12 protein-coding genes and 4 pseudogenes are annotated in these 15360 nt (G+C 61.0%); 4 read left to right on the top strand and 12 right to left on the bottom strand.

The genetic code is table 11. From position 1 onward, the window contains the following. Position 1: 1 nt before the first annotated feature. Both JOE31_RS09260 and JOE31_RS09255 read left to right on the top strand, forming a co-directional pair. Positions 2–619, top strand: coding sequence for a transposase (locus tag JOE31_RS09260; RefSeq protein ID WP_209743534.1), 618 nt, complete (start codon positions 2–4; stop codon positions 617–619). A gap of 73 nt (positions 620–692) precedes the next feature. Further along, positions 693–1049 carry a transposase gene (locus JOE31_RS09255; RefSeq protein WP_209743532.1) on the top strand — a complete coding sequence of 119 codons (357 nt, stop codon included), beginning with the start codon at positions 693–695 and terminating at the stop codon, positions 1047–1049. A gap of 71 nt (positions 1050–1120) precedes the next feature. On the opposite strand, the pseudogene JOE31_RS09250 reads toward JOE31_RS09255, so the two are convergent. The 4 genes and pseudogenes from JOE31_RS09250 to JOE31_RS21480 all read right to left on the bottom strand — a co-directional run. Further along, a pseudogene (locus tag JOE31_RS09250) lies at positions 1121–1357 on the bottom strand (IS3 family transposase); the annotation flags it as partial. A 111-nt stretch (positions 1358–1468) separates the two neighbouring features. Beyond that, a complete protein-coding gene (locus JOE31_RS09245) occupies positions 1469–2257 on the bottom strand; it encodes an ATP-binding protein (protein ID WP_209743530.1) in 789 nt (262 codons plus the stop codon). Beyond that, a pseudogene (gene istA / locus JOE31_RS21830) lies at positions 2254–3771 on the bottom strand (IS21 family transposase). Before istA ends, JOE31_RS09245 begins: the two are co-directional and overlap by 4 nt. A gap of 192 nt (positions 3772–3963) precedes the next feature. Next, positions 3964–4747: pseudogene (locus tag JOE31_RS21480) on the bottom strand (DDE-type integrase/transposase/recombinase); the annotation flags it as partial. Positions 4748–4803: 56 nt separating this feature from the next. Here JOE31_RS21480 and JOE31_RS21475 point away from each other — a divergent pair. Further along, positions 4804–4949, top strand: a pseudogene (locus JOE31_RS21475) (IS30 family transposase); the annotation flags it as partial. Positions 4950–5039: 90 nt separating this feature from the next. Here the strand turns inward: JOE31_RS21475 and JOE31_RS09220 are convergent. From JOE31_RS09220 to JOE31_RS09210, 3 genes are read right to left on the bottom strand one after another with little or no spacing between them, the layout of a single operon-like run. Then, positions 5040–5936, bottom strand: a complete 897-nt coding sequence (locus JOE31_RS09220; RefSeq protein ID WP_209743526.1) for a glycosyltransferase family 2 protein — start codon at positions 5934–5936, stop codon at positions 5040–5042. A gap of 3 nt (positions 5937–5939) precedes the next feature. Beyond that, complete coding sequence (locus JOE31_RS09215) at positions 5940–6350, bottom strand: DUF2304 domain-containing protein (protein ID WP_209743525.1); 411 nt, start codon at positions 6348–6350, stop codon at positions 5940–5942. Next, the gene (locus JOE31_RS09210) at positions 6347–7126 is read right to left on the bottom strand and encodes a glycosyltransferase family 2 protein (protein WP_245199088.1); all 780 of its coding nucleotides are present in this window, start codon (positions 7124–7126) and stop codon (positions 6347–6349) included. The genes JOE31_RS09215 and JOE31_RS09210 overlap by 4 nt, the downstream gene beginning before the upstream one ends. A gap of 113 nt (positions 7127–7239) precedes the next feature. On the opposite strand from JOE31_RS09210, the gene JOE31_RS09205 reads away from it, so the two are divergent. Continuing rightward, positions 7240–9282, top strand: a complete 2043-nt coding sequence (locus tag JOE31_RS09205) for a DUF6541 family protein (RefSeq protein ID WP_209743524.1) — start codon at positions 7240–7242, stop codon at positions 9280–9282. 91 nt (positions 9283–9373) lie between these two features. On the opposite strand, the gene JOE31_RS09200 is transcribed toward JOE31_RS09205, so the two are convergent. From JOE31_RS09200 to glf, 5 genes are all read right to left on the bottom strand, one after another. Then, positions 9374–10435: an ABC transporter substrate-binding protein gene (locus JOE31_RS09200; protein WP_209743522.1), complete on the bottom strand. Its 1062-nt coding sequence runs from the start codon at positions 10433–10435 to the stop codon at positions 9374–9376. Positions 10436–10530: 95 nt separating this feature from the next. Beyond that, on the bottom strand, positions 10531–11280 hold the full coding sequence (locus JOE31_RS09195; RefSeq protein WP_209743520.1) for an ABC transporter ATP-binding protein: 750 nt from the start codon (positions 11278–11280) through the stop codon (positions 10531–10533). After that, positions 11281–12147 carry an ABC transporter permease gene (locus JOE31_RS09190; protein WP_209743518.1) on the bottom strand — a complete coding sequence of 289 codons (867 nt, stop codon included), beginning with the start codon at positions 12145–12147 and terminating at the stop codon, positions 11281–11283. After that, complete coding sequence (locus tag JOE31_RS09185) at positions 12148–14145, bottom strand: glycosyltransferase (RefSeq protein WP_209743516.1); 1998 nt, start codon at positions 14143–14145, stop codon at positions 12148–12150. Beyond that, positions 14142–15329, bottom strand: coding sequence for a UDP-galactopyranose mutase (gene glf / locus JOE31_RS09180; RefSeq protein ID WP_209743513.1), 1188 nt, complete (start codon positions 15327–15329; stop codon positions 14142–14144). The genes JOE31_RS09185 and glf overlap by 4 nt, the downstream gene beginning before the upstream one ends. Positions 15330–15360 lie beyond the last annotated feature (31 nt).

Raw genomic sequence — 15360 nt, 5'->3', positions numbered from 1 at the left:
CATGGTGATCATCGGAATCGATGCGACCATGCGCTCCCACACGGCCGTGATCGCGGACACGGTTGTCAGGCAGATCGCGGTCAAGACGATCGGCACGACCAGCAACGATCATCTCGCCCTGCTGGCATGGGCGAACAAGCATAATGATCAAGAACTGCTCTGGGCGATCGAGGACTGCCGGAATCTGAGCAGACGACTGGAAAGCGACCTGCTCGCGGCGGGCGAACAGGTCGTGCGGGTGCCGCCGAAGCTGATGTCCCATGTTCGAGACAGCGCCCGCACGTTCGGCAAGTCCGACCCGATCGATGCTCTCTCGATCGCGCGTGCCGCCCTGCGAGAACCCGATCTGCCCGTAGCCCGTCTCGATGGCGCCGAACGCGCAATCCGCCTCCTGGTCGACCACCGCGAGGACCTCGTCGCTGAACGGACCCGCGTGCTCAGCCGGCTCCGCGGGCACCTGCACGAGCTCGATCCTGCATGGGCGGCCCCGGTCAACTTCGACCGGGCCGGCGCGTTCGCACGCATCAAATTCCACCTGGACGACTTCTCCGGGATCGTCGCCGACCTCGCTCAACGGCTCCTCACCCCATCTGCACCGCCTCACCGAGGAGATCGATGAATGCACGGCCGAACTCAGCCGTCGCATCCCAGTCATCGCTCCGGCACTACTGGCGATCGTCGGCTGCGGGTCGTTGACGGCGGCGAAGATCCTGGGCGAGACCGCCGGCGTCACGCGGTTCCGCTCGAAGGACGCCTACGCACGCCATAACGGGACTGCCCCGCTGCCGGTGTGGTCGTCGAACAAGGCCCGGCACCGACTCTCCCGAGCCGGGAACAGACAGCTGAACGCTGCGCTGCACCGGATCGCACTCACCCAGGCCCGCTGCCATCCGGGCGCGCGAGAGCTTCTGGCCCGCCGCAAAGCAGGCGGGGACGGCGGCCTGGAAGCGCTGCGTATCCTCAAACGCCGACTATCCGACGTCGTAAACCGAGCACTGATCGACGACCACCCCACATCCGCAGCCCGCACGCTCATCCTCGCCGCTTGACAGAGGAGCTAGAGACAGTCCCCCAAGATGAACTGCTGGGGTTCGGGCAGCGGAATTAGTGGATTCTTCGACGCTGGTAGGGCTGGCTGTTGATAACAATAGTGGACTTCGTTAGGCCGGCGGCAACCGAGCGCGGAGTGACTGCGCCGGCTGTTGTAAAACCCCTCAATGAAGCAAATGACGTCGCCTCTGGCCAGAGATTTAGTCGCGTAACCGGTCCGATACATACGCTCACTTTTCAGGACTGAGAACAACGATTCGGCCATGCTGTTGTCCCAGCACACCCCTGTCAATGGCCATGAGTTTCTGCCCACGGGCGGCCAGTTGATGTGCCCGCTGGTGGCCAGTAAAACTGCCCGGTGATGGCCAACAGATCTGCCCACTGATTGGTTCGGCGGGGTTGGCCATCGTGGGGTTGGTCAGTTCAGTCGGGTGACTCCTTTTCCGGCGAGGGCCTGGGTGAGGCGGACGGAATCACCGCTGGTTTGGCAGACGTGAGCGTGGTGCAGCAGCCGGTCAACGGTCGCGGTGGCGAGGGTTTTGGGCATGAGTTCGTCGAACCCAGCGGGGTGGAGGTTGGAGCTGATCGCGACGGAGCGTTTTTCGTAGGCTGCGTCCACGACCCGGTAGAGCCCTTCCGCGGCGTCCGTGGCCACCGGCAACAGACCAATGTCGTCGATGACCACGAGCTCGGCGCGGAGGATCCGGGCGACCGCGCGGGTGACGCTGTCATCGGTGCGGTGGGGCCGGATCAGGACGCCGAGGTCTTCGAGCCTGAACCAGGCGACGCGCATCCCGGCTTCGACGGCCAGCTGGCCAAGGGCTTCGAGGAAGAACGTCTTCCCGGTGCCGGAGGGCCCGCAGATGACCAGGTTCTCCCTGCGGGTGATCCATTCCAGGGTCCGAAGCGCCTGCTGGGTCGGTGCCGGGATGGAGGACGCTGCCGGGTCCCAAGCATCGAAGGTTTTCCCGGTCGGGAAACCAGCGGCCTTGCGGCGGGAAGCGAGTATGGACCGGGCAAGGCCGGCGGCTTCCTCGGTGAAGAGGGCTTTGATGATCTCGACCGGTTCCCAGCGCTGCGCGCGGGCGGTCGCGATCAGGTCCGGGGCCAGCGCCCGGGCGTGGGGCATTTTCAGGGACCGCATCAGGGCTTCCAAGTCCGCCGGCAACGGCGGGGTCGCGGTGTTGGTGGTGGTGACGGGGCTCATCGGGGATCCTTCCTCGCGGTGTCCAGGGCCCGGTTGCCGATCGCGGCCCACGCACCAGTTCCCTGGATCAGCGAAGTCGACTCGTTGGCGGCGTGCGTGGTGGTCCGTCGGATGTTGGCGTTCAGAATCGAGGCGAGGTCCGGGTGCGCGAAACGGCCATGCAGGGCGGCGTCGCCCAGCGCGCGGTCCACTTGGTCGGTGCCGGCGATTTTGGCCAGCGTGACGGCTTCGGCCATTTTCACGTTCATCCGTGCCGTCCCGGCCGCGGCGGCTTCCAGCAGCCAGGTCCGGGCACCTTCGCCGATCGCCAGGAACGCGGCCTCGTCCGCGTTGCGGGCCCTGACCTCATAATCGCCAGGGACCTTTGACCGGTTTCCGGGGAAGTGGTCATCGTTGATGGCGGGGCTGCCCGGCCGTGGCGGGCGATCTCGACGGGCCCGGCGGCGCCGTGGTGGACGATAATGACCTGCTCGTCCGGTCCGGTGCCGTGGGTGCGGACTAACACCCGGGCGCCGAGCAGGTGGGCCGGGACCGAGTACCGGGCGTTTTCGAAAATGACCATCGGGGTGTTTTCCGGGACCGTGCGGGCCAGCCCAAACGCGACCGTGTGGGCGGCCTCCGGTATCCGGTGCAACCTGGGGACTTCCTCGGCGAGCACGGCCGCGGGTTTGCGCCGGGTTACCCGGCGCTCACGGTTGTTGACGTTCTCCATGAACGCCGCGCAGGCGGCCTCAAGTTCCGCGAAGGAGGCGTACTCGCTGCGGAGGTTGGTGTCCTTGGGGACGAGGTCGGCCTTGGCGAGTTTCACGGACGCTTCAACCCCGCCCTTGGTGGCCGGGTCTGCCGGCTGGCAGGTCAGCACCGTGATCCCGTAGTGCCGGGCGAAGTCCAGGGTCTGCTGATTCCTGACCGGACCCCCGGCAACATGGGCCGTGGTCACCGTCTTTTCGTTGTCAGGGAGCACATACGTCGGCGCCCCGCCCAGAATCCGGAAGCACCGGTCCAGGGCCGCGAAGACACTCGGCGCGGTCCGGTCCCTGAGCGGGATCACGATCCGGAAGCGGGAGAATGCCAGCCAGGCCACGAACAGGATCGTCTTCACCCCGCCGATCCGGGGCCCGTCGCCGAAGTCGTACTGCAGCCACATGCCCGGCTCGGTGATCCAGGGCCGGTGGACGCGGGTATGGCCCAGCCGCCACGCGGCTTTGACCTGCGCGATCGCCCGGCGGTGGACCGTTCCGAACCCGTGTAACCCAGGGCGAGGAGCTTCTCGTGAGCCTTATCGGCCCGGATCCGGCCTTTGGAGGTCTCGATCCATTCCTCGATCTTGGGCAGGAACGCGTCCGTGACCCGGCCCGGGCCGCGGGTTCCCCGATCGGCCGGCCAGCGTCCCTGGCCTGAACGTGTTTGGCAACGGTGTGGTGCGAGCAGCCCGTGAGCTCCGCGGTGGCGCGCAACGACCCGGTCAGATCGTAGGCAGCAAGAATTTCCATGATTTCTCCGTCAGACTTCATACAGGGCCTCTTCCTGGTTCGCTTTTGGTGCGCTTAGACACCGTCATCAAACCCCAGGGAGAGGCACCCACCGCTTAAGACGCGGTCGGTTCAGTAAGGAAGTGGGCAGATCTCATGGCCACCGGCGGGCACTTCTGCTGGCCGCCAGCGGGCACTTTCGTGGCCGCCTATGGGCAGTTTTCATGGCCGCTAGCACACCCCGGTGCGTCCCATCGAGGAGCGCATGTCGGCCAAGGTGTGGACGCTGCCCCGATCGGATTGCCAGATTGCGTCAGGCTCGATCCGGTTTGTAGCGGCGTTTTTGAGCGCATCGGCGAAGAGCTCGGTGCGCATGTGATCGGCGACGGACCAGGCGACGACTTTCTTCGAATAGCAGTCAATGGCGGTGGCGAGGTAGACGGACCTTTGCCAGGTGTGGATGTAGGTGATGTCCCCGACGAACTTCACCCCGGGGCGGCGAGATCGACGTGGATGCGCCGGTAACCGTAGGCGCCCTCGGACTCCTCGAAGTAGTGCCGGATCCGCTCTGTCAGGGCCTGGCGGCACGCCAGTGTGGCCGATTGCGGACGTGTGGCCCAGTGATAGAAACCGGACGTTGAGACGGCCAACCAGCGGCACATTCTCACCACCCAATTCAGATTGGTGGGCTCAGTCTTTTGGGAATCGATGAATTCATATTTGCTCACTACCGCTGCTCCCGCGACAAGCAAGCGCTGGCTTTCTTCAAGAAGGCAGTCTGCGCCCGCAGCTCTTGAACTTCACGCTCGAGCTCCTTCAGCCGCGCCCGTTCCGTCACCGTCGGGTCCGCCGCCGTGCCGCCGTTGGCCTCGTGGTACCTGACCAGCCAGTGGCGCAGCGTTTCGGGGCCGCCGCCATACGCGGTGGCCACGTCCTTGATCGGCTTAGATGTGTTGATCATCTCCCGGCACAGCTCGTCCTTAAACTCCTGGGTAAATCGTTTACGTGATGCCGTCATGCTGATCTCGACCTCATTTTAGGAGGGCCCACTGTCCAAGATCTCCCCCGGCAGCTCAAGACTTCCCCAAAGGCGCCGACCTGTCCGTCTACGGTCTGACCACCTCGAACACGTCGTGCAGGAACTCAACGGCCGCCCACGCAAAACGCTCGACTGGAAATCTCCAGCCGAGCGTTTACGTGACTTACTACTAACCACCTAACCAACAGGTGTTGCAATGACCCCTAGAAACCGCCCCTCAGGCGACCGGCCGGCCGTCGTGGTTTATCCAAACTTCCCTGGTCCGCCCCGATCAGGGACGGAACGCGTGCTTGACCAGTTTGCCAAGGCCGGGCCACATCCGCTTGCTGACCACCTTGGGGGTCAGCGACACAGCGTTGAGCCGGGAGGTCAGGTGAATGCGGGCAGCCCGGGCTGCCTTGTTCCAGCCCAGTTTGGCAAAATCGCGTGCGCACTCGTCAAAAAAGGCCCGCTCCTCCGCGAACCGGCGCCCGTCGAGGGCCCGCACTGAGGAGTCCGACTCCCTGTGGCGGCGGTACTGGAAGCAGACGGTGTCTGTGACGAGCATTTTGCCGCCGTCCATGATGATGTCCATCGCCAAGGCAATATCCTGGACAACGTTGTACTGCTCACGGAAGTCGTGCTTCAGGATCGCGTCGGCACGCCATGCGACGGACGGGAAGTACAGCCAGTCCCCCGTGATGAGGCTTTCAGCGATGGGTTCTCCGGCGATGATCGCTTCAGACGAGCCGCCCACGGCCAGGCGGCGCAACCCGGCTTTGACCTTGTCCCCCAGCGGCTCGTAAACCGCACCGTTTTCGTCGATGACCTCAACGCCCGGCTGGACAATCTTGATCTCAGGGTTCTGGAAAGCCTTGCGGACCGTTCCCACGTAGTTGGGCAGCATGATGTCATCAGCGCCCATGACCACAACCACGTCGTGCTGCACAAGGCCAAGGCACTTCTTGTAGTTACCGTTTGCGCCGAGGTTGACTTCGTTACGGAAGTAGCGCACGCGCCCATCAGTACCCACAAGGTTCTGAAAATAGGCCGGCAGGGATTCATCCGGGTAGCCATCGTCGACGATCGTCAGGACAAAGTCCCGGTCCTCTTGGCCCAGTACCGAGTCGACGGCAGCCTTCATCATCGCCACGTCGCCGTAGTAGGGCAGCATCACATCAATGGTCAATTTTTACTCTTCTCTGGAATTACTGGTCTGATCTGCAACATGGTCTGCAGCGGGAGGACGGCCGCTCTCCGACTTTCCATCGGAAAGCCTCGCGATGGAAGAACGCAGGATCGCCACTTCTTCGGCCAGGATACGTGTCTCGTCTTCAAGGATGGTCAGCTCACGGGAAACGTGAAGCCCCACTCCCACCAACAGCACAATGGACAACGCGAAAAGCAGGTTCGCTGGAACACGAACGCCAACGGCCGATGCGGCGAAGTCCAGCATGCTGGGAAAAAGTCCCAGCACAATAGTCAAACCGCCAACGACGAGCCAGAGGACCGCGTATTTTTCGCGAAGTTTCCCCACGCGGAGCATCAGTAGAACGGCCAGGACCATCCCTATGGACGTGACCAAAGAAAAAGCAACACTCACGCGGGAACACTTCCTTCTCCGGCGATGTCGCCCGGCCGGGGTGTAGCTGTATCGGTCTGCACGCGTGGCCTACGACGGGCCAGGGCAAAACAAAGGACAAGTCCAGAACGTGCGAGATAGATCATCGCTTTGAAAGGACTATGACTGGGAGTGCCGGCCTGTCGAACCTTCATCTCGACTGGAATCTGTACCACCTTGCACCCGGACTTTATCGCCACCACAAGGGAATCAATCGTGTCGCCCAGGTACTCCGCCGGAAAGTGGTCGATGTATTGGTGTAGCGCACGTTCGTTCGCGGCCCGAAACCCTGAAGTGACGTCCGTCAGTTGTGTCCGCGCAACATTGGAGATCACCCTGGCAAGGACCGACATGGCCCAACGCCGCGGTCCTTTGGCGTCGTACGAACCGCGACCCGCAAAGCGCGCTCCAATCGAGATATCCGCGGTTTCCAACCCTGCCAGGACCCGGTCAATATCGTGGGGATCATGCTGGCCATCTGAATCCACTTGGATAGCAGAGCTGTAGCCGTGCCGGATGGCATACTTGAAACCGGTCCGCATGGCGCCACCAACACCCAGATTAAATGGCAGCCGGAGAACCGAAGCACCTGCTTGTTCCGCGATGAGTGCGGTGTCATCGTGCGACCCGTCGTCGACCACAAGGATGTCATGCTGGGGAACGACGCGGCGTACTTCCCTGACGGTATTGCCGATTGCTTCGGCCTCGTTCCAAGCAGGCATGATTATCAGCGTGCCGGACCGCGTCTTGTTACTCATGATTTGTAACTATAGCAAGGGGCCCGGCGCTCCATACGCCCGCCTGACCGTGCCCCGGAGCCGCAACCTGCATAATTGTACGGTTGACAACACACAATGAGGAGCCTTAATCGATGACTTGGTGGCAGACCGTTCCGACTTTTGCGTTGGCGGCATTGATCTACTTCTTGCCGGGACTGTCCATTCTTGCGGCGGCGGGAGTTCGCCGACTTAACCTCATTGCCCTCGCGGCCCCCGTGTCGACGTCGGTGGCCGCGTGCGCCGCCGTCGTCGCTCCTTACCTGCATCTGCCGTATACACCACTTGCGTACTTCGCCATAAGCGGTGTCCTGGCACTCCTGACGCTGGCTGCCCGATGGTGGTGGGTTCGTGGGGGAAGGACTGTGGGCTCCCTAGCGGACAACGGCCCGCTCAACGCAAGTGACCTTGGTCGGTGGACCGCCATTCTGGCCGTCCCGCTGGGGCTCGTATTCGCAGCTCTGCTGATTGCCAGGCGCTTCGTAACCGGCTTCGGAAGCCCTGAAAACTTCTCCCAGACGTTCGACAACGTGTATCACTTGAATGCCGTGCACCATATTGCACAGACACAAAACGGGTCATCCCTGTCGCTGGGCAACCTGACTGAGGCCTCAAGCTACTTCTACCCCGCAGGCATGCACGACATGATGGCCCTCCTCCAAATGCTGACGGGAAGCCCTGTTCCCGTTGTCGTCAATGTCGGCACTATCGTGATCGGTGCAATTGTCTGGCCGCTCGGGTGCATGTTCCTTGTTTCCCGACTGGTCGCCTACCGGCCGGTGGCACTTATTGCCGCTGCAGTCCTCTCCGCAGGCTTCAGTGCTTTCCCTTACCTCCTCATCGGTTTTGGCGTGCTGTATCCGAACAACGCCGCTATTGCGCTGTTGCCGGTCATCCTGGGACTTGCGGTGGAGATGCTGGGCATGTCGCGGAGCGCGGCTTCCTCGTTCGTTGCCCCCGCAGTCGCGTTCTGCGCTGCCCTGCCCGGAATGGTCCTCACGCACCCCAGTGCAATGGTGGCACTCCTGGGCTTCCTTGTTCCAGTCCTACTCGGCCGGCTGGTAAGGGTCTTCTCAGAATGGCGGGAAGGCACCACACCCAAAAAGGCTGTAATTCGGTGGTCAGCCGCGTGTACGGGGTACATTGCCGCCGTGGTCGCCGCCTGGATGGTCCTGCGCCCAGGGCTGGGCGCGGCACCGTGGCTGCCTTTCCAGTCGAATGCCCGGGCGATCGGTGAGATCCTGGGCAGTGCTCCCATGGGCACAACCACCGCATGGATCCTGGCCATCCTCACCGTTATCGGCCTGTACGTCGTTGCCCGCACGCTGCGGCGCACGTGGTGGATCCTGGGAATGTACCTGGTCGCCGCGCTGCTCTACATGGTCGTGTCGAGCTGGCCGCCCGGCACGTTCAGAACGCTGCTGACTGGCGTGTGGTACAATGACAGTTTCCGACTCGCAGCCCTGCTTCCTGTTGTAACACTGCCTATCGCCGTCTTCGGCGCCGAGTGGCTCCTGTGGCGCATCCGCGCCCTGGTGGACCATGTCTCCACGCTCAAGGCGGGGATCGGCTCTGCGCCGGCGGCGCCAATTGCGGATCTCGGCAAGGTCCCGTTTCCTGCAGCCAGCAAAGCGGTTTCCGTCTGGGTAGTACTCGGCCTACTGGGCATCGCCGCGCAGGGAGGCACCCTGTCCCAGGTCCAGGACCGCCTCCACTCGATCTTCGACATCACTGAGACGTCCGATCTTGTGGACGAGGATGAAATGAAGATTCTCGATGAAGTGGGCGCCAAGGTCCCGGCCGACGGGGTCGTTGTGGCCAACCCGCTCACCGGCGGCTCACTGGTCTACGCGCTGGCGGACCGGCAGCCGCTGGCGCCCCACATTTTCGGTGAACGGACCGAAAAGGAGCAGCTCTTGCTGGACCACTGGGACGAGGCCGCGTATAACAAGGACGTCTGCCCTGCGATCAGGGAACTCAACGCCTACTGGGCGCTGGATTTCGGTACGAAAACCGTCATCCCCACCGAGGATCCATTCCCCGGCCTGGCCGATGTGGCAGCCGGGACAGCTCCGGACATCGAAATCCTGGCAACTTCGAATGAGGCCCGCTTGGTCCGGACTACGGCGTGTGACTGAGTTTCCTGAATACCTAGATGTGGGCTCCGCAAGGTCTTGTGGAGCCCACATCTATGTCTGCCCGGGTCTTCATTAACCGGAACCGGCTGCCCTACGGCCTGCGCTTCGTCTCGTAGGCCGCCCTTGCCAGTTCCGGCAACACTGTGAGAGTCGCCCATTTAACTCCAAGAGGCGATGCCTCCACCAATGCGAGGGCATCATCAGATGTCTTCACGAGCACGAGGGCGTCCCGTTGGGCTCCGGGAAGTGCGTCGAGAACCCCATCTTTCAGGATGATCTTCTTGTCCGAGATGACAGAAACAACATTGATGTCGGCTTCAAGTTCACGCGCCCGCCTCGCCTCCCAAAGAACCGGACCGGTTCCCGCTTCGACGCGTTTGCGTTCGCCTTCCTCCACCACCTTCGCCAAGACAGGGGCCGGCACAACGCCGAAATCCTTAAGGATTCGAACGGGGTTCGAATCCTCGTCATAAACTTCGAAATCGGCGCCTGGTGCCAGGCTTGCCCCTAGATAAAGGAACGTTGAACCGTCCAGCACATCGTAGCTGGACCTTGCTTTTGTGATGCCCTCTTCGACCTCCTCGATCAGCCTCTGCGCCCCTTGGGGTTTGCCAATCGCCGCACCGACCATCGTCGTCGTCGTGCGCCAATCCGTCTCAAACGGGGTGCCCGGATAGGCCACTACCGGGGCAATCTCGCTCAGCTCATCGTATTGTTCTCTTGTCAAGCCGGAATTAACGGCGAGAATCAGGTCCGGCTTGAGTGATTCCAACTCTTTCAGCGGCGGTTCCTCACTGTCCCTGTACTGGGCAGGCATTACGGCATTCATCGCCGTAACAGCCTTGTTGAACCAGAGGCTAACACCGAATCCGCGCAATTCATACTGCGGCACCGCAGCCGGGACGACTCCCAAAGCGATGCAGACATCTTGGCTCGCATAGCCCAGGGTGGCGATTCTCTTAGGGGGAGCCTTGATGGTCGTGGAACCGAAGGAATGCGCCAACGTAACGGGAAATGTGGATGTCTCCCCCTGGCCGGAAGGTCCGTCGGGCTGGCCGAGGCAGCCGGACAGCAGCAGCGGCGAAGCGGCCGCTGCTACTAGGAATGAACGGCGTCCCATGCTCTTTGCGGAGCCGGACATGTGTTCCTGCATACTGTTGTTCTCCCGTCCTTCCCCCGTTGCGGAGGCCCGCCCAAATTGGGCAACTTGCTAATTCTAATGGGAATCTTCAGCAGCCGACCGGCGGCTCACAGGGCCCTTGAACGCTCCCGGAGTTCAGCGATAACCTCGTGGACATCGCCGTCCATCACGATGTGGCCGTGCTCCAGCAATACGCCACGTTCACAGATCGTAGACACAAGGTCAAGATCATGGCTGACTACAAAAAGCGTCTTACCCTTCGCCGCTAGTTCCTTGATCTTTGCAATGCACTTGCGCTGAAACGGTTCGTCTCCCACGGCAAGGATCTCGTCTATGAGGAATACTTCGGGATCAGTGTGAACAGCAATGGAGAACGCCAGCCGCAGGTACATTCCCGACGAATAGAACTTCACTTCCGTATCGATGAATTCGCCGATCTCCGAAAACGCTACGATCGAGTCGAATTTCTCGTCGATTTCGGATTCGGTCATTCCTAGGATCGCACCGTTAAGGTAGACATTGTCCCGACCGCTCAGGTCATGATGAAAACCTGCGCCCACTTCAATGAGGCCCGCAACCCGTCCGCGGGTCAGAACTGTTCCACTGTCTGGCTGCAGAACCCCAGAGATGAGTTTCAACAGTGTGGATTTTCCGGAACCATTAAGGCCCAGGAGAGCTACGGTCTCGCCATGCTGAACGTCCAAAGAGACGTCCTTTAAGGCGTCGAATTTCTTCGACAAGTCACCCTTGCGACCCCGGATCAGCCACACGAGCGCTTCCTTCATGGAACGGGTGTGGCGCAGCACGAATTGCTTGCGAAGTCCGACGCAACTAATCGCCCGGTTGTCTACGATCATCTAGAGCTCCTGGGCGAAGTGGATAGCTAGCTTGCGGAATACCAGTTGACCCACAAAAAGGACTAGGAGGGAAATGCCAAACGCGACGGGCAGCCAGAGCGAGATGAGGTCGGGCGGCAGCGGGGCCAAGGGTATTTGGTCCGGTTTCAGCGTCGGGTACCAGAACGCCCAGTGAAATATCTCAACGCCTACAGTGAGGGGATTCAGCTGGTAGATCCAATACCACGGCCCCATGACCCGTTCCACCATGGTCCACAGGTACAGGACCGGGGACGCCCAAGTGACAATCATCAGAATCATGTCGACAAGGTTTTCCGAATCCCGGAAGTAGACGTTGGCCGCTCCGAAAAGGAGACCCAGTCCCGTTGCCAGAATCGCGACCATTACAAAAGCTGCAATCACTGTCAGCAACTGAACAACGGAGGGTGCCCAGCCGGCGATCAGACAGGCCCCGACGAGCACTGCCGCCTGCGGCAGGAAGTGCGCAGCGGACACCCAGACTGTAGCCACTGGAAACAGCTCACGCGGAAGGTAGATCTTCCGTATCAGGTCACGATTGTCAACAATAGAACGCGTGGCATTGCCCAGCGATTCGGTAAAAAAGTTCACGAATACAATGCCCGAGAACAAGTATATGGCGTAGTTTGGCGTCCCGTGCTGCAGGTTGAGGAAGACTCCCAACGCCACAAAATAGATTAGAAACTGCATCAGTGGCTTGACGTAGGACCACAGCAGACCCAGAGCCGAGCCTCGGTAGCGGATCTTAATTTCCTTCCGGACCAGCAGCTTCAACAGGAAGCGATTGGCGTAGACGTCCAGCAATCCTCGACCGTAGCCCGGCTTAATTAGCTCCTCGGACGGGACCATCTACCTGCGATCCTTCATTGGTGTACCCACAGGGGTGCCAAAGGCCTTTTCCCACGATTCCATAGAGGTGATCTCCGGGAGCGCCTTTCGGTATTCAGCCGACAGGCTTTCCCATTGCTGGAAGAGCCGAGCCTGTAGCTTCGAGGCTTCCATCAACTTGCTCTTCAGCAGACGTGGATCCCTCCGATACCACGAAATGCCGGTTCCCTCGGCGTTGGACACAAGGACACTGTCGTATTTGGACAAGGTCCACCACTTGTTCTCGCGGTGTGCAAGATGCGCCTGAGGCCGCTCCAAGGCTTGCGGATCCGGTTTGCGGAAAACCTGCCGCAGGACCGTCTTAGCAGCCCACCTGACGAGGTCTTTCTTGGCCGGCATTTCGTTGAGCGCGCTGCCGCGACCGCCGCGAGTCAACCCGGGCGCCGGGAAGTCGTCGATGTCGGACAGGATTTGGGCCTCAGGATGGCGTGAACGCAACGCATTCACCTCAGCAAGTTTAGTACCGAGATCAGGGTGAAGGCCCGCGGGTCCCCGCAAGACATCGCGAAGCGCCATAATGCGCGCTTCCTGGGCGAAGTACTGCATGGAAATCAAATGCTTGACGTTATTTTGGAAAGACTCCCGCAATACACGCCCTCCCTTAGGGAATGGGCTGTGAATCAGCGCAGCGATCAGACGGTTCCGTTCGTGGAAGTACGACTGCCAACCCAAAGAATCGTCTTTGTCAATCCACGAAACGTGCCACAGCGCAGCACCGGGAAGCGACACAGTGGAGTAGCCTGCTTCCTTGGCCCGCAGAGAATACTCCGCGTCGTCCCATTTAATAAAGACGGGAAGCGACAGGCCGATTTCACGAATGATGGCCGTAGGAATCAGGCACATCCACCAGCCGTTGAAGTCTACGTCGACGCGCCGGTGCATCCAAGGAGTCTGACGAAGGTTTCGCTGCCGGAAGTCGTGGCGGTACTCAATATCGTTGTCCGGGCTGATCCAGCTCAGACGGTAGGGATCTACTACCTCTCCGAAAGTGTGCAAAGTTGTGCGGCTGAAGAGATCAAACATATGTCCACCAACGATCGTTGGCTTCCGGCTGAAGCGGGCGAAGGCGATGAGCCGTTCAACGCTGTCCGGTTCAACCACCACGTCGTCGTCCAGAAGCAGGACAAACTCGCTGCCGTTCCGGACTGATTCTGCCATCCCCCGGGAGAACCCGCCGGAGCCGCCGAGGTTGGCCTGATCAACTACTCTAAGCTTGCCTCCGAGAAGCTGGCTCACTTCGGCGAAGTCGTCCGCAGCTGTCACCTTATCAGTCCCCTGATCAACAATGAGGACCTCCTTGACGCTTTTCAACGCATGAGGGTTGGAGCCCAGAATTCTTGCGTTGGCAATGCAAAAGGCCGGCTTATTCATCGTCGTGATTTGCACAGTGGCCACTTCACCAGCGGGAATCGTGGGACTATCAGACGTAGCCCAAGCGGCTTCCAGCAGCTTAAGCTCGGATTTGCCTGCCACCAGCTCGAACCAGTACCAGCCGCCGTCGCCGAACGTCTCCAGCGGTAGATCCAGCCTCACTTCGTCCATACCCTGGACCCCGATGGATTCAAGGCGCTGCGGGACACCGCGCGCGTTAGATTTGTAGACCACAACGCTTCCGGTCCCCTCCGTGCGGACGGCAAGTTGCACGGATCGGACTGTCGTCCATCGGCGCCAGTAACTGGCAGGGAACGCATTGAAGTAGGTTCCGAAGGAAACATGCTGCCCGGCGCGGATCTTCATCGACGTTCGAGACAGGAAGTCTTCATGGTGCGCTTCGATCGCGGTGGCCCCAACAAGGTGAAGCTTGTCCTCGGGCAACTTCGGCGACCGGTAGAGGCCGTCGTCCTCTACCAGGTGCAACCCGACCGCACTGCCGGCATCGACGTAGAGCTCGATGGCATCCAACTCACCCGGGGGCGGAAAGATAACCCTCTGCAGTTCGAACTCCGCGGAGACACTCATGCGTCTACGCCTCCGCTTTCAAGCTTTGCGCCACCCTCAAAATGCGGCCGGATCTGGTTGTCGAACATGGTCAGTGCTGAGCCGATTGCCATGTGCATATCGAGGTACTTGTACGTACCCAGCCGTCCGCCAAAGAGAACGTCCTGCTCCGCAGCCGCGAGGTCGCGGTACTTCAGCAGGCGTTCGCGGTCGGCGGCAGTGTTGATCGGGTAGTACGGCTCGTCGCCCTTCACAGCGGCCCGCGAGAACTCCCGCATGATGACTGTCTTTTCAGTCTGGTATTCGCGCTCCGGGTGGAAGTGGCGCGGTTCGATGATGCGCGTATAAGGGACGTCGTCATCGTTGTAGTTGACCACCGATGTTCCCTGGAAATCGCCGACGTCGAGCACTTCTTCTTCGAAGTCGATGGTCCGCCAGGACAGGTCGCCCTCCGAGAAGTCGAAGTACCGGTCCACGGGACCCGTGTAGATCACCGGGATGTTTCCCACGACCTTGTTCTTGCTGTACTCGTGCGACTCGTCGAAGAAGTCGGTGTTGAGCCGGACCTCGATGTTCGGGTGCTCGGCCATCTTCTCGATCCACGCGGTGTAGCCGTTGGTGGGCAACCCCTCGTACTTATCGTTGAAGTATCGGTTGTCGTAGTTGTAGCGCACCGGGAGGCGGGAGATGATCCCCGCGGGCAGGTCCTTCGGGTCCGTCTGCCACTGCTTGCCCGTGTAGTGCTTGATGAACGCCTCGTACAGCGGCCGGCCGATCAGCTGGATGCCTTTGTCGTTCAGGTTCTGGGGATCGGTGCCCGCGAGCTCGCCGGCCTGCTCCTGGATGAGGGCCTGCGCCTGTCCCGGGGTCAGGTTGGCGCGGAAGAACTGGTTGATCGTCGCCAGGTTGATCGGCAGGGAGTACACCTCGCCCTTGTGGACTCCATAAACCTTGTGCACGTAATTCGTGAACGTCGTGAATCGGTTGACGTACTCCCAAACACGCTCATTGGACGTGTGGAACAGGTGCGCACCATAGCGGTGCACTTCGATGCCGGTCTGCTCTTCCTTTTCGCTGTAGGCATTGCCGCCGATGTGGTGGCGGCGGTCGAGGACAACGACCTTCAAGCCAAGCTCAGTGGCGGCCTGTTCTGCGATTGTCAGGCCGAAAAAGCCTGACCCTACGATGACGAGGTCAGCGGTCACAAAATCTCCTGATTCGAATGCGGGCAGCCCA

The sequence above is a fragment of the Arthrobacter sp. PvP023 genome (genome assembly GCF_017832975.1).
Lineage (GTDB): Bacteria > Actinomycetota > Actinomycetes > Actinomycetales > Micrococcaceae > Arthrobacter.
The sequence above is the reverse complement of the archived record's forward strand: the minus strand, read 5'-3'. Positions and strand labels throughout refer to the sequence as shown.

Coding starts and splice junctions, on each gene's coding strand:
- JOE31_RS09260 (WP_209743534.1), top strand. CDS start 2: ATGGTGATCATCGGAATCGATGCGACCATGCGCTCCCACACGGCCGTG.
- JOE31_RS09245 (WP_209743530.1), bottom strand. CDS start 2,257: ATGAGCCCCGTCACCACCACCAACACCGCGACCCCGCCGTTGCCGGCG.
- JOE31_RS09210 (WP_245199088.1), bottom strand. CDS start 7,126: ATGAGTAACAAGACGCGGTCCGGCACGCTGATAATCATGCCTGCTTGG.
- JOE31_RS09205 (WP_209743524.1), top strand. CDS start 7,240: ATGACTTGGTGGCAGACCGTTCCGACTTTTGCGTTGGCGGCATTGATC.
- JOE31_RS09200 (WP_209743522.1), bottom strand. CDS start 10,435: ATGCAGGAACACATGTCCGGCTCCGCAAAGAGCATGGGACGCCGTTCA.
- JOE31_RS09195 (WP_209743520.1), bottom strand. CDS start 11,280: ATGATCGTAGACAACCGGGCGATTAGTTGCGTCGGACTTCGCAAGCAA.
- JOE31_RS09190 (WP_209743518.1), bottom strand. CDS start 12,147: ATGGTCCCGTCCGAGGAGCTAATTAAGCCGGGCTACGGTCGAGGATTG.
- JOE31_RS09185 (WP_209743516.1), bottom strand. CDS start 14,145: ATGAGTGTCTCCGCGGAGTTCGAACTGCAGAGGGTTATCTTTCCGCCC.